Consider the following 26,652-nt stretch of genomic DNA (forward strand, 5'->3'; position numbering starts at 1 on the left):
CGCTTTTGCGTCATACCGTTTTGGCTTTACGCATCGTGCCGCTGACCGGCTTCCAGATCAGCAGCGAGATCGCGTAATCGATCATGGAATGCACAAACGAGCCCACGCCGACCAGCAGGACGATCAGCCGCAGCATCTCCTGCATCGGCATCGCCATGGCCGCATAAAACGGAATGACGATCAGCGCTTCACAGACGGCATGGACAACGCTTGTCCAGCAGCCGAGGCTGAGCAGCCGGAGACCACGGTTGGAGGTCGCCTGCCGGAAATCCAGAAGCTCTGGATGCCGCTGGAGGTAAATGGCGCCAAGGGCGACGAATATGATATGGGACAGCGCGCGCAGGACAATGGGAAGCGAAAAACCGCCGAGGAAAAAGCCGAGCGTCGTACCCAGCGCGACGGCTGCACCGACTGCGGGGGAGATGAACATGGCCAGAAAGACCGCGACATGGCTCGCCAAGGTAAAGCTCATGGGGTCGATGCGGATTTTAATGGGAGAAAACATGGGGATAATAATGCCGATCGCGCAGAGGACGCCGGCAAGCACCAGATGGTACAGACTTTTGCTTTTTGTCATGGTTGTTCTATTCCTTTCCGATCTTTTATCAACGGTCAAAAGTATACTGCAATGTGGAACATATGTCAAGACATATGTAAAATAAAATGCGTGCTTGCCGAAACGGCGCCGGATATGGTATAGTAAAGGCGAAAGGAAGATAGCATGATTTCCATTGACCGATTTGAAGAAATACTGGAGGCGCTGGCGGAGGAGCTGCCGGAGCAGTTTTATGAGGAGCTGAACGGCGGCATCTTGGTAGATACCGGACACCCGCTGCACCCAGCGGACGAGCATGGCGACCTGTATATCATGGGGGAATACCGTGTCGATCCAGCCATGGGGAAATATATCGTGATGTTTTACGGCTCATTCAGGCGGGTGTTCCGCGGCCTGGATGAAGCCGCGCTGACCGAGGAGATGCGCAAGGTGCTGCGGCATGAGTTCCGTCACCATGTGGAGGGGCGCGCGGGAGTGCGCGACTTGGAGGTCTTGGACGAAGCGCAGATCGCGGCCTATCGCGCGCAGAGCAGGGAGGAGGACGAAAAAGGGCAGGGCGCGTGAGCGCCCTGCCCTTTGTGCGTTCAAAGCGACGGCGGAAGCAGGCCGATACTACCGCTCCTCGGTGAGCAGAAAGCCCCCGTCCTTCAGCCCCCGCACGACGCGGCTGAGGGTTGCCTCGTCCGCGGCGCGTAGCGTATGCAGATGGATGCCTCCCGTCAGGTCGCAGAGCGGACGGGTGCCGGGGTTTTGTATTTTTTTGCAGAACGCGTCCGCGTCAAAGCGGGAGAAAATGTGCAGCGGCGCGCAGATCTGGCCATAAACCGGATGCTCGACGGTCACGTCGATCAGCGCGCCACCCAGATCGACGACCGTATACAGCTCTTCACGCAGGCGCTCGTCCCCATGATGGCAGACGACACGGCGTTCCGCGTAGACCGGCGCGGCGGGGTTTTCCAGGATGTAGCCGCGCGGCGTGGCGAGCACCGCCAGGCCGCCCGCGCGCAGCAGGGCCACGTCGCCCACGATGATCTGGCGGCTGACGCCGCACTGAGCGGCCAGCGCGGTTGCGGAAACCGGTCCGTCGGACTGCGCGAGCAGATGGGTGATTTTGATACGCCGTTCGGCAGCATTCATAGTCGTCACTTCCTTAACAACCCTATCATAGCAAAAGAAAAAGGACTATGCAAGCATAGCCCTTTTGAAAAAACACTTAGCCGAGAAGATAAACGTTTGCATATTGTACGCCAAGATCGTAAGCACGGTCATGGGAAGAAACAAATACGTCGATCTTGTTATTTTTGATTGCGCCGCCGGTATCCTCTGCGATAAACACGCCATAGCCCTCAATATAAACGCGGCTGCCCAGCGGAATGACCGAGGAATCCACCGCGATCGTGCGGCCCTCGGCCGCGATCGTACCGGAAGCGGTCTTGCCGCTCGAGGTGCCGTTGCAAACCGCGCACGGGCAGTAGAACGTCAGCTTGTAATTGCCCAGCGAGGTGGCGTTGCTCTTGATCGCGTCGCTGGCGAGCAGGGAGGACGAGTAGGCTACCGTCTTGGTCGAAACCGGCGCGGTCAGCAGGCTGTTGTACTCGGATTTCTCCGCAGCAGCCTTGGCTGCCGCGGCTTCCGCCTTGGCCTTTGCCTCCGCTTCCGCTTTTGCCTTGGCCGTTGCTTCGGCAAGGGACTGCTCGGCGGTCTTGATTTCGTCTGCGGTCAGGACCGTGCCGACCGAGGAATTGAGATTGGAAGAGAGTACCGCAACTGGCTGATCCAGAGCAGCAGCGCTGGCCGTTGCCATCGCGCTGACAGCGAGTGTCGCCGCGAGGAGTTTGGCCATATGCTTTCGCAGGGAAATAGACATTTGTGTTACACTCCTAAAAAATCGTCGTGAAAACCCGCAGGACTGCGGCTCGGTGTTACCGATTTGTTTTCAGGTTGTTACTGTTTTGTTTTCGATCTGTTTCCGATCTGTAACCTCATGATACTGCATTTTCGCGGATTTGTCAAAGCCTTTTTTTGAATTCTGTGCAAAATGACCAATACATTGCGTATAGAGCATATAAGTCTGTATAGTGTTCTAAAAAAATCAGCATATTTGACAAGAAGACCATAGGGATTGTGTATGTCCAAAGGGTTACAAACAAGATATACGGTACGGCGTCTTCCCCAAAATCCAATATGCAGGAAAGCGTTCTTTGCGGCGGGAAGCGTCTGCGCAAACCGGAACGGGCGGCAGGCCGCGGAAACGGCGGCGGGGACACGCGGGGATTGGTCAAATTTACGAAGATCTGCGGTATAAGCGGTGCGGGGCTGTGGATACTATAGGATATGGTAAGACGATGCGGATAAAAATTGCTTTACAGGCGTGCCGCACTATGGTATTCTAATAATAAGTGTTTGCGCTCCGCGTGGGGATGCGCCGCTTTTTCCGCGGCGAAACCGGACCGCGTCGTCACTGTTTTTTTGAGGTAAAGGCATCCAAAAACGGGATAACAGGGATGCCTTTTGAAAAGAACGGGCAGGAACCCGTGTCAACACAAAAGAAAAAAATCTGATGAAAAAAGGAAAGTGATATCGATATTATGAAAGAAAAACTGAAAATCATACCGCTGGGCGGCCTCAACGAGATCGGCAAGAACATGACCGTGATCGAATACGGGAACGATATCGTTGTGGTGGACTGCGGTGTCGCGTTTCCGGACGACGACATGCTGGGCGTGGATCTGGTCATACCGGATACGACCTACCTCAAGCGCAACCTGAACAAGCTGCGCGGCTATGTCATCACGCACGGTCATGAGGATCACATCGGCGCGATCCCATATGTGCTGCGCGAATGCAACGCGCCGATCTATGCGACTCGGCTGACCTGCGGCATCATCGAGACCAAGCTCTCCGAGCATAAGATGCCGCAGAAGGTGAAGCTCAACCATGTGCGGGCGGGCGATTCGATCAAACTCGGGTGCTTCAGGGTGGAATTCATTCATACCAATCACTCGATCGCGGATTCGGTCGCGCTGGCTATCACCACGCCGCTGGGGACGATCCTGCACACAGGCGACTTCAAGATCGACCTGACGCCGGTTTCTGGTGAGATGATCGACCTGGTGCGCATCGGCGAACTGGGGAAAAAGGGTATCCTGGCACTGATGAGCGATTCGACCAACGTCGAGCGGCCGGGCTATACGCCGAGTGAAAAGATCGTCGGCAAGTCGCTGGAGAAGTTTATCACGGAAAGTGACCAGCGTATCATCATCGCGACGTTCGCCTCCAATGTGTCCCGTTTGCAGCAGATACTCGACATTGCAGCCAAAGCAGGGCGCAAGGTCGCGGTCTGCGGGCGCAGCATGGAGAAGATATCCAAGGTTGCGACCGAACTGGGGTACCTGAAGGACTCCGGCAAGGTGATGATTGATATTGCCGAGATCAAGCGCTATCCGCGCAGCCGGTTGATTATCGTTTCGACCGGCTCGCAGGGCGAGACCATGTCCGCCCTGTACCGCATGGCATACGGCAGCCATAAGCAGGTCGAGGTCAACACAGGCGACCGTATCCTGATCGCTGCTTCCGCCATCCCGGGCAATGAGAAGTCGATCAACAATATGGTCAATGAGCTGTATAAGCAGGGTGCGGAGGTCATTTATGACCGTTCAGCCGCGATCCATGTTTCCGGCCATGCGTGCCAGGAGGACCTCAAGCTGATGCTGGGCCTGTGCAAGCCGAAGTACTTCATCCCCGTACACGGCGAATACCGCATGCTGATGCAGCATGCAGGGCTGGCGCGCGAAATGGGCGTCAACCCGAAGAACATCCTCATTACCGAGATCGGCCGGCCGGTCGAAATCAGCGAGAATTCCGCGCGTTTGGGCAATCCCGTGCCTGCAGGACGCCTGCTGGTGGACGGCCTTGGTATCGGCGACGTTGGCACGGCGGTGCTGCGCGACCGCAAGCATCTCTCTGAGGACGGCCTGCTGGTCGTCGTTGTGACGGTAGACGCAACAACGGGCGTGGTCATTGCAGGGCCGGATATCGTATCCCGCGGCTTTGTGTATGTAAAGGAAGCCGAGGATCTGATGGAGGAGCTGCGCAATATATCCCAGATGGCGCTCGACCGCTGCGCGGCGGAGAATCTGCGCGATTGGAACAGTCTCAAGTCCGCGATCAAGGGCGATGTGAGCGATTACCTGTTTAAAAAGACAAAGCGCAGCCCGATGGTGCTGCCGATTATTATGGAAATCTGACGCGGGAAAGCGGGGGGCGCTGGCAGCCCGTTTCCACGAAACAAAAAAACGACCGCTTAAAGCGGTCGTTTTTTCGTTTGCTTTCTATAGCCCGCGCGGAGGAAAGGCGCGGAAATGGCGATTGTCCGCCGATGGGCCGCTGTGATATAATAGCCGTGAAACACACATTAAATACATCAGTATACCATCAGCGGCACTTAGCGGCCGACTCAGGCAAAAAAAGTGCGGGCCGCTGTGGTATAATAGAAACAAAGCGGGCAAACCGAAAGGCCGCGTACGGAGGAGAATCGGATATGAAGAAATGGTATGACGAGGAGTATGCGTTTGAGATCGAGGTAACCGGATTCCTGCGCGGCGACCATACGGAGCGGTACTGCAGGAACGGCGAGGAGGTCGGGGACAAGTACACCTGCACCTATGGCTGCCCTGTAAACGGGCAGGGGCAGGGAATCTGTTCCAAAACCATGATGATGCTGTTCCCAATCATGGAGGCGGTCAGGAGCGGAGGCGATTTGGAGAATATCGGCGGTAGCGGCAGATATACCAAGGATATTGTGTGTCCGGACGGCTGCGTGCTGTTTCGGCTGACAGCGGAAAAGCTCGGGAATGAGAATTTCTTTAAGGGGAAGTTTTTTGACTGATCCGGGCGTTACAGCGACCGCAAAAGAGACAAGGAGGGACAAAGTATGAAAACGGAACGGGTATGGAAGATGTATTGGAGCGCGACGGGGACGACAAAAATCGTCGTATCCGCGATAGCGGACCGGCTCGCGGCAGAGCTGGGGCTTGCTGTGGAGACATATGATTTTACGCTGCCGGCGGCGCGGCGGACCGCGCCGGAGTTCGCGGCGGGGGACGTGGTCGTTTTCGGTACGCCCACCTATGCGGGGCGCGTGCCGAACGTACTGCTCAAATACCTGGAAACGGTAAAGGGCGGCGGCGCGGCGGCAATTCCGGTCGTGACATTCGGCAACCGCGCGTTTGACGACGCGCTGATCGAGTTGCGCGATATTTTGACGGATAACGGTTTCCGCCCGTTTGCGGGGGCGGCGTTCGTTGGGGAGCATTCCTTTTCGAAAACGCTGGCGGCGGGACGTCCGGATGTGGACGACCTGCTGCTTGCGGCGCAATTTGCCGGACAGGCGGCCGCGCGGCTGGCCGGGGTGGATGGGCAGACGCCTCCGGTCGAAGTGCCGGGCCGCGCGCGGGAGGCGCGTACCTATTACCAGCCGCGCGACCGCGCGGGCAATCCGGTGGACATCCGAAAGGTAAAGCCGCTGACCGGCGAAGCCTGCGACCAGTGCGGAATTTGCGCCGCGGTATGCCCGATGGGGTCGATCAATCCGGAAAACGTGCGGGAATACACGGGCATCTGCATTAAATGCGGCGCCTGCGTCAAAAAATGCCCGCAGGGCGCGAAATATTATGACGACGCCGGTTACTTATACCATAAGACCGAGTTGGAGGAGGGCTACAAACGCCGCGCGGAGGTCAGGCTGTTTTTCTAAAGCCAATAATAAAAGGCTGACGCATAGCGTCAGCCTTTATACATGCCGATTTTTTGCAGCTCCTTTATCATGTCCGGAACCGTCTGGCCCGCGATTTCCAGGCGCGAGGCAGACCCCGGGTACTCGGCCGAGAACGTATCCCACGCGGTGACAAGGTGCGCGGTCGGAACGGCGCCGAACTGCTCGAGCAGCGCTTCAAAGCGGCCGTTTCGCGGGCTGTAAAGAGACAGAACCTTGTATTTCTGCACGAAAAGCTCCTCCTCGGTTGCGAGCGAGCCAATAGCGAACGCGGAAAGCCCATCCTGATAGAGCAGCTCTCCGTATCCGTCCAGGATCAGGGTGAGCTGCTTTTTGGTCATGCCGTCCAGATACCACACCTCGTCGGATTCCGCGTCCGGATGGATGGCGAGGAACAGCGGCTCCTCCAGCTCCGCATAAAACGAGCGGACAAAATCAGGCAGCTTTTCAAAGCTGAGGTTGCAGGTCAGGGTGTCGCCGTTCCGCTGGTATTGCTCGGACAGCTTTTCGGGGAAGGGGACGGTAACGCCCGCGGCGGTTTGAAACATGGCGGATACTCCTTTTTATCGATCAAATAGGCAGGGGTTACAGGCGGATGCTGATCTCACCCGAGGACAGCGTGCGCACGGCGCCCTGCGCGTCACGGACGAGCAGATGTCCGTTTCCGTCAAGACCGGTGCAGTCGGCCTGGTACTTTCCGGCGGGGGTGATGACGGTGACCGGTCTGCCGATGCAGCACAGTCGGCTCCGGTACCGGTCAAGCAGCTCAGCCTCGCGGCCGCTCTCCAGCAGGGCGTAGGCGCGTTCGAAGCGGGACAACACCGCCGCCGCAAAGGCGGCGCGGCGCGGAACTGCGCCGAATTCGCTCAGGGCGCCCGCCACCTGTCGCACCTCCTCCGGCCAGGCCGGATTGGGGCGCAGGTTTACCCCGATGCCCACGACCAGCGAGCTGACCGTACCCGTCTCGCCTTCGATAGTGGCTTCGGTCAGGATGCCGCACAGCTTACGCCCATGCATCAGGACGTCGTTAACCCATTTGATCTGCGGACAGAAGTCGGCGGTGCGCTCGATCGCTTCGGCCACCGCGACCGCGGCCGCTATGGTGACGAACTGGATATGCGACAGCGGGAGCGAGGGATGCAGCAGGATGGTCTGGTATACGCCGGTACCCGCGGGGGCGGAGAATGAGCGTCCCAGCCGCCCGCGTCCGCCGGTCTGCGCCTCGGCAAGCAGGGTGAAGCCGTGCGGACGGTGGAGGTACCGTTCCTTGAGCACGGTGTTGGTAGAGGTGAGCGAGGGGACGACCAGCATGTCGCGTCCGACAAAATCCGTGTCCAGCAGAGCTTGGACGCCGGCTGCGGTCAGGCTGTCGTCATCCGGCGCAAGGCGGTAGCCTTCGCCGGGGACCCCGTCGATTGCAAGCCCTTCGCTGCGCAGCACGCCGATCGCCTTGTGTACCGCCGCGCGCGACACGCCCAGCCGCTCCGCGAGCATACCGCCCGACAGACGTTCTCCCCGCGCCTGTTCCAGCGCCCGCAGCACCGCGTCCTTGACTGCCAACCGAATCATCCCCCTGTACCTGATGAGTCATGTTCTATATTGTGCCGTCCGCTTTTTATGCGGGACACGCGTTCCTTTCTATTGTAAACGAAAAGGGGAAAGAGTACAATAGAAAATAGCTTAGGAAAAGTAAGAGAGGGCATAATGTGAAGAGCAAACAGGAGATACTGGCCGCGCTCGCGCGGTCGAACGAAGAACGGCTGTTGCTCGCGGGGCTGCTGGACAAGGAGCAGACCTGCGTGTCGCGCGGCTATCTGACGCATACCAAATTCCTTGACCCGAACGAGCGCGCGATCTGCGCGGAGGCGGTGCGGCTGAGTGGTGCGGCGGGGCATGCGCTGTTTTGGGGCGGTTATGAGGACGCCGAGCGGGGCGTATACCTGTTTTATCCGGACTATCTGGATGGGGACGGCGCCAGACAGGCCGCGCCGCTCGCGCTGCTGCGCGCGCACAAGCGCAAAGAGGATGCGCTGACCCACCGCGACTATCTGGGCGCGCTCATGGGGCTGCAGATCGAGCGGGCGGTCGTCGGCGATATTCTGGTACATGACGAAGGGGCGGACATCCTGGTGCTGGAGGAAATGGCGGATTTCATTCTGCTGCATTTTTCCAAGGCTGGCAGAAAACAAATTTCGCTTACCAGGGAGGTAATCGGGAACCTCAAGGCGGCTTCCGTCGTCGAAAAAAGCGGAAGCGGATCGGTCGCGTCGCCGCGGCTGGACAGCGTGGTGGCGCTGGTGTTTGGCTTGCCGCGGGCAGAGGCGCAGGCGCGGATTGAGAAAGGGCTGGTGTTCCTGAACCACATGCCCTGCCTCAAGCCGGAGCGTCAGGTGGACGAGGGCGACCGGCTGACCGTGCGCGGCCTAGGACGCGCGCGGATCGAGGCGTTCGGCGGCACCAGCCGCAAGGGAAGGCTGTTTATCAATTTTGTTAAAACGGTATGAAGAGAATGCCTGTTGTCAAAACCGCCTCGGTATGGTACACTGATGACAACAGCAATAAGGGGTGTTTAGATATGAAAAAACGATGGTTGTCTTTTCTGCTGAGCGCGGCCATGCTGGTCGCGATGCTCCCAACGGCTCTCGCAGCGTCCGATATCGAGTCGCATTGGGCAAAAAGCTACATCGAATATCTTGACCGCGAGGGCGTGATCAATCCCAGCGCGACAACAGGCAATTATGAGCCCGACCGCGATATGACACGCGCGGAGTTTATGCGGTATATCAACCGAGCGTTCCATTTCACGGAGACGACCTCCATTTCCTATACGGATGTCCCGTCGAACGCCTGGTATTATGAAACCATCCAGATAGCGGAGCGGTATGGTTACATCAACGGCACGGGAAACAATAAAATGGAGCCGGAGGGTAAAGTGACCCGCGAGCAGGCCGCGGTCATCATCGGCCGTCTGTTCAAGGCCGACCCGGGAAACGTTTCCCCGTCCGACCTGACGTTTACGGACAAGAGCCAGGTGTCCGACTGGGCCGCGGGATACATCAAGGCCGCGGCGGACAAGGGCTTTATCGCGGGCTACAGCGACGGCACGTTTAAGCCGGGCAAGGTTGTGTCGCGCGGTGAGGTCGCGAAGATCCTGTATTATTATCTGGGGACGTCGCTTTCCACGGCCGGCAAGGCTTACACCGGCGCGGATCTGAAAACCGATACCACCAATGTGACAATATCGGAAAATTGCACGCTGTCCGATGCGGCGATTCAGGGAGACCTGTACATCACCGAGGGTCTCGGCTCGGATGCCGTGACGCTGACCAATGTTACGGTCAACGGTTCGATCATCGTGTCCGGCGGCACGGTTACAATGGTAAATACGACGAGCGACCATATGATTGTTTCGTCTCCGATGGGGCGCCTGATGCAGGTAACTGCAACAGGCGCTACGCACATCAAGCAGACCGAGGTGCAGACCGCAGCTACTCTGTATGAAAAAGGGCTGACAACCACGGGGTATGAGGGATATGCGGATGTTGTTGTGAACGGCGGGGAGCGCGTCTCGCTGACGTTGGACGCGAACGTGACAAACCTGACGCTCGAGGACGAAGCCACGGTCAGCACAACTGCGGGCGCAGCGGTTTATCACCTGACTGCGGATAAGGCCGCGTCCATCACGGGCTATGGTTCGGTCTATCAGGCGGATATCAATGCGGACGGGGTCAGCTTCGCAAGCAGCGTCACGGTTTCCGGCTATACGCTCGGCCGCGGGGTGACAGCCACGATCGGCGGGCAGTCGGTCAGCGTTTCAAGCACGGCGGGCGTGGAGCCGGCAAGCATCAGCGTCGATCTGAACGACCTGTCCGCGCTGGGCAGCGGGGTAAATATTTCGCTGCCTTCCGGAAAATCGGTATCCTCCGTGACATGCGACGGCGCGACCCTGTCCCCGTCGGTCGCTTACAACACGAGCGGCTCGGGGATCCGGCTGCTGACCTCCTATCTCGGCACGCTGACGCGGGGCAGCCATACTCTGGTGCTTACGCTTTCGGACGGCAAGCGGTCGAGCATCGCGGTCACGGTAACCAATTCCTCGGCCACCGCGGACGCGGAAGAGCTGGTATTCGACCGGTACTATAAGTCGTCCGGCTTCAAGGACCTGAACGTTAAGCTGGACGGGGTCGGCGCGGAAAGCGATATCGTGCGCGTTGTGCTGGGGCTGTCAGGCATCGATTATGGGTTTAACAATTCCACGCGGGCGCTGGTGCTGCGGCGCGGCCTGCTGGCCCAACTGCGTGCGGGTACATATACCGTGGCGGTGGACCTGGCGAACGGGGAACAGCGGACGATCAACCTGACGGTGGAGGATTCCACACCCGAGGGCGTCAACATCTTTGTGGCGGAATATGACACCTATGTGCCGAGCGAGCCTGACTTCGCGCTGCCGCTCAGCCGGCTCACTGTCCGCAACGTCACCGCAGTCAAAAACAGTTCGGTGCAGACGCTGAAGGAGGGGACGGACTACCAAGTATCGGATAAAGCCCTGACCCTTACCAAAACCGCGCTCGAGAACTTCCGCCGTTCGAGCGGATATGTGGAATTTTCCGTGACGATGTCGGACAATTCGGTATATACGCTGGTCATCGATTACATTTAAGCAGCGGACAAAAAAAGGCCGCCGGTTCCGCCGGCGGCCTTTGCCTGTTTGGAGCTATCGCTCGCACTGCCAGAAAAACGCCGAATAAGGGGGCAGCTCGCTGCCGCCGCCGAAATCGTGCGGCGCGCCGGTGATCAGATCGACCGCCCGCCCGCATTTCGCGTCAAAATGCGCGGTGTAGGGGTGGTCGTCAATGTTGACCGCCACAAGAACGCGTTCACCCTCGCAGGCGCGCTCCCAGATGCACTGTCTGTTGGTCAGGACGACCTGTCTGAAATCGCCGTAACACAGCGCCTTGCTGCCGCGGTGCGCCTTTGCCAGCGCGGTGATCCAGCCGGTCAGCTCGTTCCACTCCGGCGCATCGAACGCGGGACGCAGTGCGTCGTCGCCCTCGCGCTTTTCGCCCTTGGCACCCCATTCGCTCCCATAGTAGAGGCAAGGGATGCCCGGCATGCCGAACAGCAGCGCGTAAATCAGCGGCAGGTGCCTGGGGTTCTGCAGGATGGACGCGGCGCGCGTGACATCGTGATTGTCCGCAAACCCCAGCAGATGCTTGCCGCGGTAGAGCGTCCAGTTTTCCGGACCGAACTGGCGCAGCAGGGAATGGGTGATCTCGAACAGGTTCATGCTGTTCAGGGAGGAATACAGGCCCTTGTAGCATTCATAATTGGTGCAGGAATGCAACATGCCCTCTCCCACGAACTGGTTATAGTCGCCGTGCAGCAGCTCGCCGACGAGGAAAAAGTCGGGCTTGAGCGTGTCGCAGAACGCGCGAAGCTGGCGGAGGAAATCCTTATCCAGGCAGTAGGCCACGTCAAGGCGCAGCCCGTCGATATCGAACTCGTCTACCCAAAGCCGGATGCAGCCGAAGATATGCTGTACGACCGCGGGGTTTTTCAGGTTGAGCTTGACCAGCTCATAGTGCCCCTCCCAGCCCTCGTACCAGAAACCGTCGTTATAGCCCGAATTGCCATCGAATGAAATATGGAACCAGTCCTTATAGGGGGAATCCCATTTTTTCTCCTGCACGTCGCGGAAAGCCCAGAAGCCGCGGCCGACATGGTTGAACACGCCGTCGAGCACGACACGGATGCCGTTCTGGTGCAGCGCGGTGCAGACCGAGGCAAAGTCCTCGTTCGTGCCCAGGCGGCAGTCCACCTTGCGGAAATCGCGGGTGTCGTAGCCGTGGCTGTCGGATTCAAAAAGCGGGGAAAAATATACGGCGTTGCAGCTAAGCTTGGCGATGTGCTCCGCCCAGCGGCCGGCTTTCCGGATGCGGGGTACGGTTTGGCCATCGTTGACGCGCGGCGCGCCGCAGAAGCCGATCGGATAGATCTGATAGAATACGCTTTCATAAGCCCACATAGGTGTAAGCTCCTTTCTGCTCCCTCTGGGGATATAGTAATAGTATACACGATGGACGCGGCAAAACCAAGCGAAAGCGGAAACTTTACATCTGCACGGCGGAACCGTGCAAATAAAAATAAAAAATGCTTGCAAAGGGAGGTGCGATGTGGTATTATTAATCGGTAACACGGGCATTCCTCTGCTTATTTTCAGAAAATAGGGCAAGAATGTCTAAGACGAAAGGATGACAGAAAAATGGATCTGGTCAAAGTACTGTCCGAGCAGCAGCTCAAGAGCGACCTGCCGGAGCTCAAGATCGGCGATACCGTTAAGGTACACGCGAAGATCAAGGAAGGCAACCGTGAGCGTATTCAGGTGTTTGAGGGCATCATTATTGCCAAGAAGCACGCTGGTGTGAACCAGACGGTTACCGTGCGCCGCATCTCTTACGGTGTAGGCGTTGAAAAGACGTTCCCGGTACACTCCCCGAACGTAGCGAAGTTCGAGGTTGTGCGCAGCGGTAAGGTCCGCCGCGCCAAGCTGTACTACCTGCGCGGCCGCGTGGGCAAGGCTGCCAAGGTTGCCGAGAAGGTTTGAGAACAACCAAATACAAAAACGGGGAGCGTCATGCTCCCCGTTTTTGTATCAGCGGCGGATGGTATTCTGTCTGCGGAGCCGGCTGAGAAGCCCTTGAAAGCGCAGGCGCGGAGGATTTGGGCTTGCATAGCAGGCGATATATAGCTATAATAAAATCGTATGTTTATCTTTTTGGAGGAATTATTCATGCAGGAAACGCAGACCGAAGAGAAAAAGAAGGCGGAGGGTCGTTTCTCCAGCGAGCTGTTCAGCTGGGGAGAATCCCTGATGACTGTGCTGATATTTTTTGTCGTCGTATTCACCTTTTTTGTGCGCCTGATCGGTGTGGACGGGACATCGATGTACCCGACGCTGGAGGATCACAGCATCATGCTGGTCAGCAACCTGAATTACACGCCGGAAAAGGGTGACATTGTCGTGCTGCGCAAGGAGGGCTTTTATGGGGACCAGCCGATCGTCAAGCGCATCATCGCGACCGGCGGCGATACGGTGGACATCGATCCGGTCACGGGGGATGTGCTGGTAAACGGTGAGGCGCTCGACGAGCCGTATATTGCAGAAAAGATTAACACGCTGGAGAAAATGGGCGACATGACCTATCCGCAGACCGTGCCGGAAGGCTGCATCTATGTGCTGGGCGACAACCGCAATTACTCGACCGACAGCCGTTGGTCCAGCCTGGGCATGGTGGATGAGCGGTATATCCTGGGGCATGTGCTGAGCGTGGTATACCCGTTCAGCGCATTTGGATCGGTGGCGTAACGCGATGAATATACAATGGTATCCCGGACACATGACAAAAACCCGCCGGCAGATGGCGGAATATATCAAGCAGGTAGATGCGGTGTGCGAGGTTGTCGACGCGCGCATCCCCCAAGTCTCGCGCAATCCCGATATGGATCAAATCGCGGCGGGAAAGCCGAGGCTGATGGTGCTGAACCGGATCGATCTGGCCGATCCGGCGATGACTGCCGCGTGGGCGAAACATTTCCGCGCGCAGGGCATGGCGGTCATTGAAACCGACAGCCGCGCGGGGACGGGGACGCAGGCGTTTGCAGGCGCGGTGCGCTTGTTGCTCGCGGACAAGATCGCGGCGTGGAATGAGAAGGGGCTGGTCGGGAAGGCGGTCCGCGTGATGGTGGTTGGTATTCCGAACGTGGGCAAGTCCACGTTTATAAACCGCATCCTCGGGCGAAAGTCCGCCAAGGCGGCGGACAAGCCGGGCGTGACGCGCGGCAGCCAGTGGTTCCGTGTGGAAAACGGCATCGACCTGCTCGACACGCCGGGCATCCTGTGGCCGAAGTTTGACGATGAGCGGGTTGGCATCCTGCTGGCGTGTACCGGAGCGATCAAGGACGACATCCTGGATGTGGAAACGCTCGGCTGCAGGCTGATGGAGCTGCTCGCGGTGCAGGCGCCGCAGGCAATTGCTGGCCGGTATGGCGTCGTGATGCCGGAGGAAAGCGATTCCCTGGGCTATGACCTGCTTCAGCAGGCGGGCCGGCGGCGCGGTTTTCTGCTGCGCGGCGGTGAGATCGATACCGAGCGCATGGCCCGTATCCTGCTCGACGAGTTTCGGGGCGGGGTGCTGGGGAGGATCACGCTTGAGTGCGCCGAATGAAACCACGGTTTCATTCTCGGGAGGACGCACCGCGCGGCGCGGATGCGTCCAGGGCCGCGAAAAGCGCGTCCAGAGGACACACTTTTCTCCGCTTTTTTATGATAATTCGGACGTTGCTTCGCGGCATCTGAATTATCTGCTCTATGCGCGCTGCGGCGTGGGGAGCTTTCATTATCCATTCAAAAGAGGTCGTTGTGATGACGTGGGAATTTGAGCAAAAGGCATGGGCGGCGGGCTATTCCGCAGTCTGCGGCGTGGATGAGGCGGGCCGCGGCCCGATCGCGGGGCCGGTGTGCGCGGCGGCGGTTATCCTGCCGGGCGGCGTCCAGATCGAAGGGCTGAACGACTCGAAAAAGCTCAGCGAGAAAAAGCGGGAAGCGCTGTTCGACGTGATTACGGAGAACGCGCTCGCTTGGTCGGTTTCGTTGGTGGATGAAAAGACGATCGACGAGATTAACATACTGCAGGCCACCTATCGCGCGATGCGGCAGGCGGTCGAGGGCCTGACCCGTCCAGCCGACTTCGCCTATGTGGATGGCAACCGCTCCGAGGGGCTCGGCTTGCCGCATGAATGCGTGGTCGCGGGCGATGCGAAGATCCCATCGGTCGCGGCGGCCTCCATTCTCGCCAAGGTGACAAGGGATCGGCTGATGCGCCGGTTTGCGGAGCAGTATCCGGCATATGGTTTTGAAAAGCATAAGGGGTATGAGACACGGGCGCACGACCAGGCGCTGCTTGCCAACGGGCCATGCCCGATCCACCGGAGGACCTTCCTGAGAAAGTTTTACCAAAAGCATCCGGAGGCGCCGCGATGAAAGGCGCGTGGGGGGAGCGCGCGGCGCGCGCCTTTTTGGAGCAGCGCGGCTACCGCACGGAGGCGACCAATTTCCGCACCCGCTTCGGGGAAATCGACATGATTGCGCGGGATGGGAAATATATTGTATTTATCGAGGTCAAGACGCGGAAAAACGACCGCTTCGCCGCAGCGCGCGAGCATGTGACCGCAGCCAAGCAGGCGCGCGTCATCGCGGCGGCGGAGGCCTGGCTGCAGGCGCATCCGTCCGGCCTTCAGCCGCGGTTTGACGTGATAGAAGTTTATGGCGAGGAGGGCGCGCCAGTCCCACCGCGCATCAACCATCTGGAAAACGCCTTTGGAGGGTGAGTATGAAGCTGTTCGACCTGCACTGCGACACGCTGTACGAGTGCTGCGAAACCGGCAGGCGCCTGCGGGAAAACGACCTGCATGTGAACCGCGCCGCCGCACGGAAATACCGCCACTACGCGCAGTTTTTCGCCCTGTTTTGCGGGGCGCGGGCGCCTTCGGAGACGCTGGCGCGGGAGCGGGACTGCCTGCTTGACACGCCGGCGGACCGCCGCCTGGAACGTATGCTGGAAACCGCGCGGCGCGAGTTCGCGGATAATGCGGATTGGCTGTCGTTCTGCCGCTCGGCGGACGATTTGGCGGAGGCGGCGCGGGACGGCAAGGCCGCAGCCTTTTTGTCCATCGAGGGCGCGGAACTGCTGCCGGACCGTCCGGACGCGCTGGATAACGCCTACGAGGCGGGCGTCCGGCTGCTTACCGTGACGTGGAACTACCGCAGCCGTTTCGGCTGCCCCGCGACGCTCGATCAGGAGGAGGGGTTGACGAACGCGGGGCGGGAGCTGGTGCGCGGCTGTGCGGACAGGGGGATCATCGTTGACGTGTCGCATTTGTCCGAGCAGGGCTTCTGGGACGTGTGCGAGACGATTGACGGTCCGTTTGTGGCGTCGCACAGCGATTCGCGCGCGCTGTGCCGGCATCCGCGCAATCTGACCGACCGGCAGTTTGCCGAGATCACGCGGCGCGGCGGGCTGGTCGGCATCAACCTGTACACGCCGTTTTTGGTGCGGCAGAGCGATTCGACCATCGAGGATGCGATCGACCATATCGAGCATTTTCTGGGGCTGTATGGGGAACGGACAGTTGCGCTGGGCTGTGATTTCGACGGATGCGACGAATTGCCGGCCGGTATAGACGGGCTGGGCGACCTGTACCGTCTCGCGGACCGGATGCTCGCGTTGGGGTACCGGCAGAGCACGGTGGACGGCCTGTTTTATGATAACGCATTTGCGTTTGTACAAAAAATGTTGTAAAAACTGCGGAGGTTTAACAATATGGATTATGTAAGCACAAGAAACAAAGCGGCTAGGGTGACCGCAGCCTATGCAATCGCCAACGGCATCGCGTCGGATGGCGGCCTGTACTGCCCAACCGGCTTTCCGGCACTTGCCGCGGAGGACTGGGAAGCGCTGGCGGGCATGGACTATAAGGGGCGCGCGGCATGCATCCTCGGCAAATTCCTGACGGATTTTTCGGCAGAGGAGCTTGCGGACTACGCGGCCAAGGCCTATGCGGATGAGAAATTCGGCGGCGCGGATACCGCGCCGGTCGTGGCGCTCGGCGGGGGCAGGAATATGCTCGAGCTGTGGCATGGGCCGACCTGCGCGTTCAAGGACATGGCGCTGCAGATGTTGCCGCATCTGTTGACCGCCTCGCTGCGCAAAACGGGCGAAACGCGTACAGCCTGCATCCTAGTGGCGACATCGGGCGACACGGGAAAGGCTGCGCTCGATGGGTTCCACGATGTGCAGGGAACCAAAATCATGGTTTATTATCCGGTGGATGGCGTGTCCCCCATGCAGAAGCTGCAGATGGTCACGCAGGAGGGCGGAAACGTCGAGGTGGTTGCCATCCGCGGCAATTTCGATGACGCGCAGAGCGCGGTCAAGCGCATCTTCACGGATGAAAAAACGCGCGAGGAGCTTGATCGGGACGGGATGATGCTGTCATCGGCCAATTCGATCAATTGGGGCCGTCTGGCACCGCAGATCGCTTACTATGTGTCGGCTTACTGCGATATGGTCAAAGGCGGCGCGGTGGAAATGGGCGAAAAGATCAATATCTGCGTCCCGACCGGAAATTTCGGCAACATCCTGGCAGCGTATATTGCAAAGCGGATGGGGCTGCCGGTGAACAAGCTGATCTGCGCCTCCAACCGCAACAATGTGTTGACCGACTTTTTCAAAAAAGGCGGCGCGTATGACCGGAATCGGGATTTTTACACCACAACCTCCCCGTCAATGGATATCCTGATCTCCTCCAATCTGGAACGCCTGCTGTTCTTTGCTTCGGATTACGACGACAAGCTGGTCGCGGAGCTGATGGACAAGCTCGCGCGCGGCGGCAGCTATCAGGTCGCAAAGGATGTGTTTGCGAAAATCGATGCGGACTTCGACGCGGGCTGCTGTGACGACCGTGCCGCCGCGGAAACTATCCGGACGCTGTGGGAGACCGAGCATTACCTGTGCGATACGCATACGGCGGTTGCGGTGCGGGTATACGAGGATTACCGCGTCCGCACGGGAGATGAGACGCCGGTTGTGATCGCGTCCACGGCGTCGCCGTTCAAGTTCTGCCGTTCGGTTATCGAGGCGCTCGGCGGGACGCTGGAAAAGGACGACGTGACCCAGCTTGACGTACTGACCGCGCTGACGGACACCCCGGCGCCCTCACCGCTCGCCGCGTTGGCGGGCAGGCCCCCGCGCTTTGAGCGCGTGGTGGACAAGGCTGATATCCTTTCGACCGTCAGCCTGTTGCGGGATCTGTAAGCATGGCGCTGTATACGCTGGCCGACCTGCATCTGGCCACGGGCGTGGAAAAGCCGATGGATATTTTCGGCGGCCGCTGGCAGGGACATACGGACAAGATCGTAACACATTGGCGCGCACTCATCGCGCCGGAGGATACCGTTGTGCTGGGAGGGGATATTTCCTGGGGCATCAGCCTTGCGGAAGCAAGGGGGGACTTCGCCCTGATCGACGGGCTGCCGGGCAGAAAGCTGATACTCAAGGGGAACCACGACCTTTGGTGGGAGACCGCGGCAAAAATGCACCGTTTTTTAGGGGAAAACAGCTTTTCCACGATCGATTTCCTGCATAACAACTGTTTTTTCTATGGCGGAACCGCATTGTGCGGTACGCGCGGCTGGCCGTTTGAGGAGGACTTCTCCGACCCGCATAACGAGAAAATATTCCGGCGCGAGTTGCTCCGACTGGAGGCATCGCTCAAGCTGGGCGCGGCGGCGGAGCCGGAGGAGATCATCTGCTTCCTGCATTACCCGCCGCTGTACGCGGGTTTCCGCTGCGGGCCGATGATCGAGCTGATGCAGCGGTACGGCGTCAGGCGGTGCATTTACGGCCACCTCCACTCGGAAAGCCTGCGCTACGCGGTCGAGGGTGTGCATGAGGGGATAGAATGGCGGCTGGTTTCGGGAGATCATGTGGATTTCACCCCGATTTTTCTGAAAAAGTAGAAAAAAGTATGGAAATCCTTATAATAATCTGGTAGAATAACTTAGATACAACAAAGTATTCAAGTAAGGAGTTTGGCAACATGGAACTGAAAAATACGGAAAAGCAGGAGCACAGCGTTGTCGCGCTGACGATCGAGGTAACCAAGGCGGAGTTTGAGGCTGCTAAGGACAAGGCGTTCAAGAAAACCGGCAAAAATATCACGGTGCCGGGCTTCCGTAAGGGCAAGGCGCCGCGCAAGATGATCGAAAAGCTGTACGGCGAGGGCGTGTTCTTTGAAGAGGCTTTTAATATTGTATATCCGGAAGCGATGGATATGGCCGTGGAGAAGTCCGGTATCAAGCCGGTGGGCCGCGCGGACGTTGACCTGGGCGACCCTGCGGAAGAGGGCGGCCTGACCATCATCGCCAAGGTGCCGGTCGAACCGGAGGTCGAGCTGGGCGAATATAAGGGCATTGAAGTGGAAAAGGAAACGGTCAAGGTCCTCGCCGCGGACGTCAAGGCTGAGCTGAACCGTCTGGCGCAGCGCAACGCGCGCACGGAAACGGTTGACCGCAAGGCGAAGAAGAACGACACAGTCGATCTGGACTTCGAGGGCTTTGTCGACGGCCAGCCGTTTGACGGCGGCAAGGCGGAGCATCACGCGCTGACGCTCGGCTCGGGTTCGTTCATCCCGGGCTTTGAGGACCAGTTGATCGGCTGCAAGGCGGGCGACGAGAAAGACGTTGTCGTAACCTTCCCAGAGGAGTACCATGCCAAGGAGCTGGCCGGCAAGGAGGCTGTGTTCAAGTGCAAGGTGCATAAGGTTGAGGAAACCATCCTGCCGGAAATGGACGACGAGTTCGCCAAAGACGTGTCCGACACCTGCGAAACGCTCGACGACCTGAAAAAGGAGATCAGCGACCGCCTGAAGGCGCAGCGTCAGGAAGCGGCCGAGCACGATTTTGAGGATAAGCTGATCGACGGCCTGATCGCGGTTATGAAAGCGGACATCCCGCAGGCCATGATCGAGAACCAGATCGACTCCGCCGTACAGGATTTCGGCTACCGCATGCAGATGCAGGGCATGGGGATGGAGCAGTACCTCAAGATGACCGGCACGGATATGAACACGTTCCGCGGCATGTTCCGCGAGCAGGCGGAGCGCCAGGTCAAGACCCGCCTCGCGTTGCAGAAGCTCGCTGCGCTGGAGAATATCGCAGTTTCCGACACGGAAGTGGATGAGGAATATGGTAAAATGGCGGAGCAGTACGGCATGGAGGTCGATAAGATCAAGGCTGCCGTTAATGCGGAGGCGCTGCGCGAGGATCTGAAGATCTCGAACGCGCTGGAGTTCCTCAAGAAAAATGCCAAGGTGAAAAAGCCGGCGGCCAAGAAAAAGTCCGCTGACGAAGCCGAGGCTGCGGAAGATGCGGCGGAGTGATCCGCTTTCCGCGCAAAAAGTATAAGGAGTGCGGGGTGGACGTGCAGCCGCCCCGGTAAAAAAGCCGCGGCACCGCGCGGCTCTTTTACGCTGGAACCCGCAGGGAGGAACCGGCGGCCGCCGTCTTTCTGCATGCGGGACGGAGGAGCGGGTGTTTCCGCGCCCTGTATCCCGCCGGATGGAAGCGCGCCGCATCCACCTCTCTTGGAAAGGAGTCTTAACGTGAGTTTAGTCCCAATGGTTATCGAGCAGACCGGACGCGGCGAGCGTTCGTTCGACATTTATTCCCGCCTGCTCAACGACCGCATCGTCATGCTCTGCGAGGAGGTCAATGACACGACCGCGTCGCTGGTCGTCGCTCAACTGCTGTATCTGGAGGCGCAGGATCCGGATAAGGATATCTCGCTGTATATCAACAGCCCCGGCGGTTCGGTCACGGCGGGCATGGCGATCTACGACACTATGAATTATATCAAATGCGATGTTTCGACCATCTGCATCGGCATGGCCGCCTCGATGGGCGCATTCCTGCTGTCTTCGGGCGCGAAGGGCAAGCGCTATGCGCTTCCCAACGCGGAGATTATGATCCATCAGCCCTCTGCGGGTACGCAGGGCCAGATCACGGATATGGCGATCCATCTCAAGCGGTTGGAGATCATCAAAAAGCGCATGAACAAGATCCTGTCGGAAAATACCGGCAAGCCGATCGAGGTCGTGACTGCGGACTGCGAGCGCGACAATTTCATGTCTGCGGAGGAAGCGGTAGAATACGGCTTGATCGATAAGGTGTTCGACAAGCATTGAGGAAACACAAAAAGGCAATTAGCCGGATAGAGGTGCCATATGCCGAATTATGATGATGAAAAAACGCTGAAATGCTCTTTCTGCGGCAAGCCGCAGAATCGGGTGCGCAAACTGATTGCCGGTCCGGGCGTGTATATTTGCGACGAGTGCATCGGCGTATGCACCAGCATTTTGGACGATGAACTGGATTTTTCCGCGGACGAACGCGAAGAAACCACGATGATCCAGCCCGAGCGCCTGCCGACTCCGCAGGAGCTTAAGGCCGTGCTCGATGAGTATGTCATCGGGCAGGACCGCGCGAAGGTCGCGCTGTCCGTTGCGGTATACAACCACTATAAGCGCATTTACCATCCGGATACCGAGGTGGAGCTGCAAAAATCCAATATTCTGATGCTGGGGCCGTCCGGTTCCGGCAAGACGCTGCTCGCACAGACGCTGGCCAAGACCTTGCAGGTCCCGTTCGCCATTGCGGACGCGACCACGCTGACTGAGGCCGGCTACGTGGGCGAGGATGTGGAAAACATCTTGCTCCGTCTGATACAGGCAGCGGATTTTGACGTGGAACTGGCGGAGCACGGTATTATCTATGTCGATGAAATCGACAAGATCGCCCGTAAGAGCGAAAACCCCTCGATCACGCGCGATGTGTCGGGCGAGGGCGTGCAGCAGGCGCTTCTCAAGATGCTGGAGGGTACGACGGCAAACGTCCCGCCGCAGGGCGGCCGCAAACATCCGCATCAGGAGTTTATCCAGATTGATACGACCAATATCCTGTTCATCTGCGGCGGCGCGTTCGATGGGATCGAGGGTATCATCCAGAGACGCATCGGCAAGCAGGGGATGGGCTTTGGGTCCGAGGTGAAGGGCAAGCAGGAGGATCAGACCGACCGCCTGCTGGCGCAGATCGAGCCGCATGATCTGATGAAATACGGCCTGATTCCCGAGCTGATCGGCCGCCTGCCGGCGATCGTGTCGCTGGATACGCTGGACGAAGCGGCGCTCGTGCGCATCCTGCAGGAGCCAAAAAACGCGCTTGTCAAGCAGTATGAGACGCTGTTTGCGATGGATGGCGTCGCGCTCTCGTTTGAGCCGGAGGCGCTCGCCAAGGTGGCGGAGATCGCGCTGCAGCGCAAGACCGGCGCGCGCGGGCTGCGTGGCGTGCTGGAAAGCGTGATGACTGATATCATGTTCCGTATACCGTCCGATGAGACGGTCAACCGCGTCACAATCACCCGCGATGTGGTAGAGGGCAAAAGCGAGCCGCTCCTGGGATACGGCGCGCGGCTTGCGCTGCCGCCCGCAGGGAAAAAGGACGCCGATGTCGAAAAACTGGCCATGCCGAATATAAGCGCATAAAACGATGAAAAATGTGGGCGGGACGTTCGTTTCGCCCGCTTTTTTGCTTTTTTGACAGTATGCGGCGCTTTACAAGCGACAAAAAATATACTATACTGACTTTATTCAACTATTTTCCGCAAGGAGAGGAACTATGATAGAAACAATCGGGACAACGCTGACGCGGCTGCCAGTGCTGCCGCTGCGCGGTCTGACAGCGTTTCCTCAAATGATTATTCATTTTGACGTGGGCAGAATGATGTCGATTCGCGCGCTGGAGGCGGGGATGAAGAACGGGCAGATGATTTTCCTGACCGCCCAGCGCGAGCTGAAAACCGATACCCCGTCGCCGGGCGACCTGTACCAGATGGGGACGGTGTGCATGATCAAGCAGATTCTGCGTCTGCCGGGCGACAATATCCGCGTTCTGGTCGAAGGGCGCAGCCGCGCGCTGGCGCACCAGTTCGTCAATCCGACGCGCGACGACGGCTGCATTTACGCCGAAGTAGAGGAACTGGAGGATTATTTCGAGGGCGTCACCGAGCGGCGTGCCCAAGCGCTCGTCCGCACGGCGCAGGAGCGCTTCGCCGAGTATGCGCAGCACGCGGCGCGCATTTCGTCCGATGTGGAGATGACGGTCGCCGCAGGCGGCGCGCCGGGCTGGCTGGCGGATTATATCGCGCAGAACCTCGCAGTCGACGTGTCCGCCAAGCAGGAGATCCTGGATGAGCTGAATGTGACGCGGCGCCTGGCCATGGTGATTCGCCTGCTGGGCGAGGAGACTGAAATCCTCAAGATCGAAAACGAGATACAGGACGAACTGAAAACGCAGATCGACAAGAACCAGCGGGAATACTATCTGCGGGAGCAAATCAAGGTCATCCAGGGGGAGTTGGGCGAACAGGACGCCGCTGCGGAAGCGGAGGAATACCGTAAGCGTGTGCTTGCCCTGCACCTGCCGCAGGAATGCGAGGAAAAGCTGATGAAGGAGGTCGACCGCTTTGCAAAGCTGGGTGGCTCGAACGCGGAGCAGGGCGTGGTTCGCACCTATCTGGATACCGTGCTGGAGCTGCCGTGGAACGGCAAAAGCGAGGAGCGGCACGATCTGCGGGCTGCGCAAGATATCCTTGATCGGGACCACTATGGTTTGAAAAAGGTCAAGGAGCGTATCATGGAGTTCCTGGCGGTCAAAGCGCTTGCGCCTGAGCTGAAAGGGCAGGTGCTGTGCCTGGTCGGACCGCCGGGTGTGGGCAAGACCTCAATCGCCAAATCGGTCGCGGAAGCGATGGGGCGCAATTACGCGCGCATGAGCCTGGGCGGCGTGCGGGACGAGGCGGATATCCGCGGCCACCGCAAGACCTACATCGGCGCGATGCCCGGCCGCATCATCGACGCGCTGCGCCGCGCGGGGACCGCCAACCCGCTTATCCTGCTCGACGAGATTGACAAGATGGGCAGCGACTTTCGGGGCGATCCGGCATCGGCCATGCTGGAGGTGCTGGACACCGAGCAGAATGTTGCGTTCCGCGATCATTACATTGAACTGCCGTTCGACCTGTCCGACGTACTGTTTCTGACAACGGCAAACGACCTGTCCACTGTACCGCGCCCGCTGCTTGACCGCATGGAGGTCATCGAGCTGTCCTCCTATACGGAGGAGGAAAAGCGCCAGATCGCGCTGCATCACCTGCTGCCCAAGCAGATGAAAAAGCATGGCCTGCAGAAGTCCCAGCTTACGCTGAGCGAAAAGATGCTGGGAACGGTGATTGCCGGATATACGCGGGAAGCCGGCGTGCGGCGGCTGGAGCAGTTGCTCGCCAAGCTGTGCCGTAAAGCGGCCAAGCATGTTGCGGAAGGTGGGAAGCGGCTGATTGTATCGAGTAAAAATATGGAGAGCCTGCTCGGCGTGCCGCCCTACAAGGACGACGTGGTGAGCAAAAAGGATGAAGTCGGTATCGTCAACGGGCTGGCGTGGACAAGTGTCGGCGGCGAGATGCTCGAGGTGGAAGTGGCAGTCGTGCCGGGTACGGGCAAGATTGAGGTCACGGGCAACTTGGGTACAGTCATGCAGGAGAGCGCAAAAGCGGCGGTCACATTTGTTCGTTCGCGCGCGCAGACGCTGGATATCGACCCGATGTTCTACAAGGATAACGACCTGCATATCCATTTTCCAGAGGCCGCCGTCCCGAAGGACGGGCCTTCCGCAGGCGTGACGATCACGACCGCGCTGGTTTCCGCGCTGACCGAAGCGCCGGTGCGGCATGATGTCGCCATGACGGGCGAGGTAACACTGCGCGGCCGTGTGCTGCCGATCGGTGGCTTGCGGGAAAAGACTATGGCGGCGTACCGCGCAGGCATTAAGACGATAGTCATCCCCAAGGAGAACGAGCCCGACCTGCAGGATATCGAGCCGGTGGTGCGCGAGACGCTGCGGTTCGTTCCCGCCGCGCATATGGATACCGTGATGGAAACGGCGATCGATTTTTCGAAGCGGCCGGAAAAAAGGAAGAAATCGGCGCGCGGGCCGGTCGCAAGGCGTACGGATGCGCCAGCGGCTCCGGTCGTACAGTAATGGAGGCGGGGAAGTATGCTCAATCTGCACAATGCGGAATTTCTCCGCTCTGCGGTGAAAGAAAGTGATTTCCCATCGGACAGACTGCCTCAGGTGGTGTTTGCCGGCAAGTCCAACGTAGGAAAAAGCTCGGTTATCAACAAACTGCTGGGCCGCAAAAACTTTGCGCGCGTCAGCGCGCAGCCGGGCAAGACCGTGCATATCAACTATTTCGTGATCGACAGGAAGATGTATCTGGTCGATCTACCCGGATACGGCTACGCGCGGGTATCCAAAGCGGAGCAGCAGCGGTGGGGGGCGCTGATGGAAACCTATTTTGCGTTAGGGCTGCTCACGGTCGGGATACAGATTGTCGATATCCGGCATAAGCCGACGCGGGATGATGTGACCATGGCGGACTGGTTCCGCGCCTCGGATAAGCCGTGGATCGTTGTGGCCAATAAGCTGGACAAGATCAAAAAAAGCCAGTTGGAGGGAAATCTGGCCGAGATCAGGCAGACGCTCCTGCTTCCGGCGGAGGTGCCGGTCATTCCGTTTTCAGCGGAGAAAGGGATAGGCAGAGACGAGGTCCTTGCACATATTTATGGATATATTGGAAAGGAAGGCTCGGAACAATGAATTTCTTCCGCCGTTTTATGGCTGGGCGCTATGGAAGCGATCAGCTTAACAATGCGCTGCTTTTGCTGGGCGTGGCGCTGATTCTGATTGAATGGATCACTGGCTGGAACTGGATGGGTGTGTTCATCCTCGCGCTGCTGATCCTGTGCTATTTCCGTATCTTTTCGCGCAACATCCAGGCTCGGTATGCGGAGAATCAAAAGTTTTTGCGGTGGTGGGGACCCGTTTCGGTCAAGCTCCGCAATGCGCGCATGCGCTTCGCGGACAGAAAAACGCACCGCTATTTCAAATGCCCCCAGTGCAAGCAAAGGCTCCGTGTTCCGCGCGGAAAAGGGAAGATCAGCATCACCTGCCCGCACTGCCGCACGCAGTTTGTCCGAAAAACGTAAGCCGTTGGAATTATCTGTAATAAAGAGGTAAAATGGACTTGCATTTTTCCTGAAAAAACGTATAATAAAATTATAAATACGACCAGGGGGCGATTCCAATGACCGTTGATCAGTTGATTGGCAAAATCTACAACAAACTCAGCAAAGCGGATATTGCTGGGACGCAGGGCAAGGTAGCCGTGCAGTTTAATCTTACCGGCAAGGTCACCGGTGTATTCTACATCGAGATTCTCAATGGCGTGCTCTCGGTAATGCCGTATGAGTATATCGACCGTGACGCTAGCGTATCTGGAACGCTGACCAATCTGGAGAAAATCCTTAACGGGAAGCTGATTCCGCAGGTTGCCATTGCGGAAGGCAAAATCAAGGTAGAGGGAAATGTCGATAAGGTAATGCTGCTGGCCGAATTGATGAAATAAGCTTTCGTTTATAAAAAACCGCCTGTTTGTCCTACAAACAGGCGGTTTTTGCATAAAATATGAAAATGGGGAAAGGCTTTTGATGTGGCCATAACGAAGGTAGTTATAGAAAGAAAGGGGGAGGGAGGACTTGACAAAGTGGAGGGGGATATAGTATAGTAAACGAGCTGCGGAAGTGCGCGGCGGAA

Annotated in this window: 28 protein-coding genes; 21 read left to right on the forward strand and 7 right to left on the reverse strand. The window is 58.4% G+C overall.

Annotated features, from left to right (window positions below):
• Positions 1-10 precede the first annotated feature (10 nt).
• Entirely contained in the window at positions 11-577 is a 567-nt protein-coding gene (locus OCV66_RS11345; RefSeq protein ID WP_054327573.1) for a hypothetical protein, read from the reverse strand.
• Between the two features lie 144 nt (positions 578-721).
• On the opposite strand from OCV66_RS11345, the gene OCV66_RS11350 reads away from it, so the two are divergent.
• Positions 722-1,120 (forward strand): metallopeptidase family protein, encoded by a 399-nt coding sequence (locus OCV66_RS11350; RefSeq protein WP_054327572.1) that lies wholly within the window; start codon positions 722-724, stop codon positions 1,118-1,120.
• Between the two features lie 48 nt (positions 1,121-1,168).
• Here OCV66_RS11350 and OCV66_RS11355 read toward each other — a convergent pair whose 3' ends face one another.
• A complete protein-coding gene (locus tag OCV66_RS11355; protein ID WP_147574300.1) occupies positions 1,169-1,693 on the reverse strand; it encodes a transcription repressor NadR in 525 nt (174 codons plus the stop codon).
• Between the two features lie 76 nt (positions 1,694-1,769).
• Positions 1,770-2,423: a 3D domain-containing protein gene (locus OCV66_RS11360; RefSeq protein WP_054327571.1), complete on the reverse strand. Its 654-nt coding sequence runs from the start codon at positions 2,421-2,423 to the stop codon at positions 1,770-1,772.
• Between the two features lie 721 nt (positions 2,424-3,144).
• On the opposite strand from OCV66_RS11360, the gene OCV66_RS11365 reads away from it, so the two are divergent.
• The 3 genes from OCV66_RS11365 to OCV66_RS11375 all read left to right on the forward strand — a co-directional run bounded on the left by OCV66_RS11365 (position 3,145) and on the right by OCV66_RS11375 (position 6,311).
• A complete protein-coding gene (locus tag OCV66_RS11365) occupies positions 3,145-4,803 on the forward strand; it encodes a ribonuclease J (protein ID WP_054327569.1) in 1,659 nt (552 codons plus the stop codon).
• Between the two features lie 293 nt (positions 4,804-5,096).
• Entirely contained in the window at positions 5,097-5,444 is a 348-nt protein-coding gene (locus tag OCV66_RS11370) for a TIGR04076 family protein (RefSeq protein ID WP_054327568.1), read from the forward strand.
• 45 nt (positions 5,445-5,489) lie between these two features.
• Positions 5,490-6,311: a 4Fe-4S dicluster domain-containing protein gene (locus tag OCV66_RS11375; RefSeq protein ID WP_054327567.1), complete on the forward strand. Its 822-nt coding sequence runs from the start codon at positions 5,490-5,492 to the stop codon at positions 6,309-6,311.
• A 29-nt stretch (positions 6,312-6,340) separates the two neighbouring features.
• Here OCV66_RS11375 and OCV66_RS11380 read toward each other — a convergent pair whose 3' ends face one another.
• Positions 6,341-6,877, reverse strand: a complete 537-nt coding sequence (locus OCV66_RS11380; RefSeq protein WP_054327566.1) for a hypothetical protein — start codon at positions 6,875-6,877, stop codon at positions 6,341-6,343.
• Between the two features lie 37 nt (positions 6,878-6,914).
• Positions 6,915-7,898, reverse strand: a complete 984-nt coding sequence (locus OCV66_RS11385; protein WP_054327565.1) for a biotin--[acetyl-CoA-carboxylase] ligase — start codon at positions 7,896-7,898, stop codon at positions 6,915-6,917.
• 137 nt (positions 7,899-8,035) lie between these two features.
• Here OCV66_RS11385 and OCV66_RS11390 point away from each other — a divergent pair, with 137 nt between their 5' ends.
• Both OCV66_RS11390 and OCV66_RS11395 read left to right on the forward strand, forming a co-directional pair.
• Positions 8,036-8,833 (forward strand): YlmH family RNA-binding protein, encoded by a 798-nt coding sequence (locus OCV66_RS11390; protein ID WP_107631948.1) that lies wholly within the window; start codon positions 8,036-8,038, stop codon positions 8,831-8,833.
• Between the two features lie 71 nt (positions 8,834-8,904).
• Positions 8,905-10,989, forward strand: coding sequence for an S-layer homology domain-containing protein (locus tag OCV66_RS11395; RefSeq protein ID WP_186949857.1), 2,085 nt, complete (start codon positions 8,905-8,907; stop codon positions 10,987-10,989).
• A gap of 54 nt (positions 10,990-11,043) precedes the next feature.
• Here the strand turns inward: OCV66_RS11395 and OCV66_RS11400 are convergent, their stop codons facing one another.
• The gene (locus OCV66_RS11400; RefSeq protein ID WP_054327562.1) at positions 11,044-12,354 is read right to left on the reverse strand and encodes an alpha-amylase family glycosyl hydrolase; all 1,311 of its coding nucleotides are present in this window, start codon (positions 12,352-12,354) and stop codon (positions 11,044-11,046) included.
• Between the two features lie 237 nt (positions 12,355-12,591).
• Between OCV66_RS11400 and rplS the strand changes: the two genes are divergently transcribed.
• From rplS to OCV66_RS11475, 15 genes are all read left to right on the forward strand, one after another.
• Positions 12,592-12,933, forward strand: coding sequence for a 50S ribosomal protein L19 (gene rplS, locus OCV66_RS11405; protein WP_054327561.1), 342 nt, complete (start codon positions 12,592-12,594; stop codon positions 12,931-12,933).
• Between the two features lie 186 nt (positions 12,934-13,119).
• Positions 13,120-13,695, forward strand: a complete 576-nt coding sequence (gene lepB, locus OCV66_RS11410; protein ID WP_054327560.1) for a signal peptidase I — start codon at positions 13,120-13,122, stop codon at positions 13,693-13,695.
• A gap of 4 nt (positions 13,696-13,699) precedes the next feature.
• On the forward strand, positions 13,700-14,554 hold the full coding sequence (gene ylqF / locus OCV66_RS11415; protein WP_054327559.1) for a ribosome biogenesis GTPase YlqF: 855 nt from the start codon (positions 13,700-13,702) through the stop codon (positions 14,552-14,554).
• 197 nt (positions 14,555-14,751) lie between these two features.
• Positions 14,752-15,369, forward strand: coding sequence for a ribonuclease HII (locus OCV66_RS11420; RefSeq protein ID WP_054327558.1), 618 nt, complete (start codon positions 14,752-14,754; stop codon positions 15,367-15,369).
• Positions 15,366-15,716 carry a YraN family protein gene (locus OCV66_RS11425; protein ID WP_242977951.1) on the forward strand — a complete coding sequence of 117 codons (351 nt, stop codon included), beginning with the start codon at positions 15,366-15,368 and terminating at the stop codon, positions 15,714-15,716. Before OCV66_RS11420 ends, OCV66_RS11425 begins: the two co-directional genes overlap by 4 nt.
• Before the next feature lie 2 nt (positions 15,717-15,718).
• The gene (locus OCV66_RS11430) at positions 15,719-16,687 is read left to right on the forward strand and encodes a dipeptidase (protein ID WP_054327556.1); all 969 of its coding nucleotides are present in this window, start codon (positions 15,719-15,721) and stop codon (positions 16,685-16,687) included.
• 21 nt (positions 16,688-16,708) lie between these two features.
• Positions 16,709-18,202: a threonine synthase gene (thrC, locus tag OCV66_RS11435; protein WP_147574302.1), complete on the forward strand. Its 1,494-nt coding sequence runs from the start codon at positions 16,709-16,711 to the stop codon at positions 18,200-18,202.
• Between the two features lie 2 nt (positions 18,203-18,204).
• On the forward strand, positions 18,205-18,906 hold the full coding sequence (locus tag OCV66_RS11440; protein WP_147574303.1) for a metallophosphoesterase: 702 nt from the start codon (positions 18,205-18,207) through the stop codon (positions 18,904-18,906).
• A gap of 80 nt (positions 18,907-18,986) precedes the next feature.
• Positions 18,987-20,327 (forward strand): trigger factor, encoded by a 1,341-nt coding sequence (gene tig, locus OCV66_RS11445; RefSeq protein ID WP_082397187.1) that lies wholly within the window; start codon positions 18,987-18,989, stop codon positions 20,325-20,327.
• A gap of 222 nt (positions 20,328-20,549) precedes the next feature.
• Positions 20,550-21,131 carry an ATP-dependent Clp endopeptidase proteolytic subunit ClpP gene (clpP, locus tag OCV66_RS11450; RefSeq protein WP_054327555.1) on the forward strand — a complete coding sequence of 194 codons (582 nt, stop codon included), beginning with the start codon at positions 20,550-20,552 and terminating at the stop codon, positions 21,129-21,131.
• Positions 21,132-21,170: 39 nt separating this feature from the next.
• The gene (gene clpX / locus OCV66_RS11455; RefSeq protein ID WP_054327554.1) at positions 21,171-22,487 is read left to right on the forward strand and encodes an ATP-dependent Clp protease ATP-binding subunit ClpX; all 1,317 of its coding nucleotides are present in this window, start codon (positions 21,171-21,173) and stop codon (positions 22,485-22,487) included.
• A 133-nt stretch (positions 22,488-22,620) separates the two neighbouring features.
• On the forward strand, positions 22,621-25,038 hold the full coding sequence (gene lon / locus OCV66_RS11460; protein WP_107631954.1) for an endopeptidase La: 2,418 nt from the start codon (positions 22,621-22,623) through the stop codon (positions 25,036-25,038).
• Positions 25,039-25,053: 15 nt separating this feature from the next.
• Positions 25,054-25,656 (forward strand): ribosome biogenesis GTP-binding protein YihA/YsxC, encoded by a 603-nt coding sequence (yihA, locus tag OCV66_RS11465; protein ID WP_147574304.1) that lies wholly within the window; start codon positions 25,054-25,056, stop codon positions 25,654-25,656.
• Positions 25,653-26,045 (forward strand): hypothetical protein, encoded by a 393-nt coding sequence (locus OCV66_RS11470; protein ID WP_054327553.1) that lies wholly within the window; start codon positions 25,653-25,655, stop codon positions 26,043-26,045. The genes yihA and OCV66_RS11470 overlap by 4 nt, the downstream gene beginning before the upstream one ends.
• Positions 26,046-26,143: 98 nt before the next feature.
• Positions 26,144-26,464 carry an SCP2 sterol-binding domain-containing protein gene (locus OCV66_RS11475; protein ID WP_054327552.1) on the forward strand — a complete coding sequence of 107 codons (321 nt, stop codon included), beginning with the start codon at positions 26,144-26,146 and terminating at the stop codon, positions 26,462-26,464.
• A gap of 8 nt (positions 26,465-26,472) precedes the next feature.
• On the opposite strand, the gene OCV66_RS11480 is transcribed toward OCV66_RS11475, so the two are convergent.
• On the reverse strand, positions 26,473-26,652 hold a 180-nt coding region (locus OCV66_RS11480; protein ID WP_262564523.1), incomplete at its 5' end, for a hypothetical protein.

This window comes from Agathobaculum ammoniilyticum (assembly GCF_025567315.1).
GTDB classification, from domain to species: domain Bacteria; phylum Bacillota; class Clostridia; order Oscillospirales; family Butyricicoccaceae; genus Agathobaculum; species Agathobaculum ammoniilyticum.

Bases quoted from the DNA above. Each gene is read 5' to 3' on its own strand.
- OCV66_RS11345 (WP_054327573.1), bottom strand. From the start codon at position 577: ATGACAAAAAGCAAAAGTCTGTACCATCTGGTGCTTGCCGGCGTCCTC.
- OCV66_RS11350 (WP_054327572.1), top strand. From the start codon at position 722: ATGATTTCCATTGACCGATTTGAAGAAATACTGGAGGCGCTGGCGGAG.
- OCV66_RS11355 (WP_147574300.1), bottom strand. From the start codon at position 1,693: ATGAATGCTGCCGAACGGCGTATCAAAATCACCCATCTGCTCGCGCAG.
- OCV66_RS11360 (WP_054327571.1), bottom strand. From the start codon at position 2,423: ATGTCTATTTCCCTGCGAAAGCATATGGCCAAACTCCTCGCGGCGACA.
- OCV66_RS11365 (WP_054327569.1), top strand. From the start codon at position 3,145: ATGAAAGAAAAACTGAAAATCATACCGCTGGGCGGCCTCAACGAGATC.
- OCV66_RS11370 (WP_054327568.1), top strand. From the start codon at position 5,097: ATGAAGAAATGGTATGACGAGGAGTATGCGTTTGAGATCGAGGTAACC.
- OCV66_RS11375 (WP_054327567.1), top strand. From the start codon at position 5,490: ATGAAAACGGAACGGGTATGGAAGATGTATTGGAGCGCGACGGGGACG.
- OCV66_RS11380 (WP_054327566.1), bottom strand. From the start codon at position 6,877: ATGTTTCAAACCGCCGCGGGCGTTACCGTCCCCTTCCCCGAAAAGCTG.
- OCV66_RS11385 (WP_054327565.1), bottom strand. From the start codon at position 7,898: ATGATTCGGTTGGCAGTCAAGGACGCGGTGCTGCGGGCGCTGGAACAG.
- OCV66_RS11395 (WP_186949857.1), top strand. From the start codon at position 8,905: ATGAAAAAACGATGGTTGTCTTTTCTGCTGAGCGCGGCCATGCTGGTC.
- OCV66_RS11400 (WP_054327562.1), bottom strand. From the start codon at position 12,354: ATGTGGGCTTATGAAAGCGTATTCTATCAGATCTATCCGATCGGCTTC.
- rplS (WP_054327561.1), top strand. From the start codon at position 12,592: ATGGATCTGGTCAAAGTACTGTCCGAGCAGCAGCTCAAGAGCGACCTG.
- lepB (WP_054327560.1), top strand. From the start codon at position 13,120: ATGCAGGAAACGCAGACCGAAGAGAAAAAGAAGGCGGAGGGTCGTTTC.
- ylqF (WP_054327559.1), top strand. From the start codon at position 13,700: ATGAATATACAATGGTATCCCGGACACATGACAAAAACCCGCCGGCAG.
- OCV66_RS11420 (WP_054327558.1), top strand. From the start codon at position 14,752: ATGACGTGGGAATTTGAGCAAAAGGCATGGGCGGCGGGCTATTCCGCA.
- OCV66_RS11425 (WP_242977951.1), top strand. From the start codon at position 15,366: ATGAAAGGCGCGTGGGGGGAGCGCGCGGCGCGCGCCTTTTTGGAGCAG.
- OCV66_RS11430 (WP_054327556.1), top strand. From the start codon at position 15,719: ATGAAGCTGTTCGACCTGCACTGCGACACGCTGTACGAGTGCTGCGAA.
- thrC (WP_147574302.1), top strand. From the start codon at position 16,709: ATGGATTATGTAAGCACAAGAAACAAAGCGGCTAGGGTGACCGCAGCC.
- OCV66_RS11440 (WP_147574303.1), top strand. From the start codon at position 18,205: ATGGCGCTGTATACGCTGGCCGACCTGCATCTGGCCACGGGCGTGGAA.
- tig (WP_082397187.1), top strand. From the start codon at position 18,987: ATGGAACTGAAAAATACGGAAAAGCAGGAGCACAGCGTTGTCGCGCTG.
- clpX (WP_054327554.1), top strand. From the start codon at position 21,171: ATGCCGAATTATGATGATGAAAAAACGCTGAAATGCTCTTTCTGCGGC.
- lon (WP_107631954.1), top strand. From the start codon at position 22,621: ATGATAGAAACAATCGGGACAACGCTGACGCGGCTGCCAGTGCTGCCG.
- yihA (WP_147574304.1), top strand. From the start codon at position 25,054: ATGCTCAATCTGCACAATGCGGAATTTCTCCGCTCTGCGGTGAAAGAA.
- OCV66_RS11470 (WP_054327553.1), top strand. From the start codon at position 25,653: ATGAATTTCTTCCGCCGTTTTATGGCTGGGCGCTATGGAAGCGATCAG.
- OCV66_RS11475 (WP_054327552.1), top strand. From the start codon at position 26,144: ATGACCGTTGATCAGTTGATTGGCAAAATCTACAACAAACTCAGCAAA.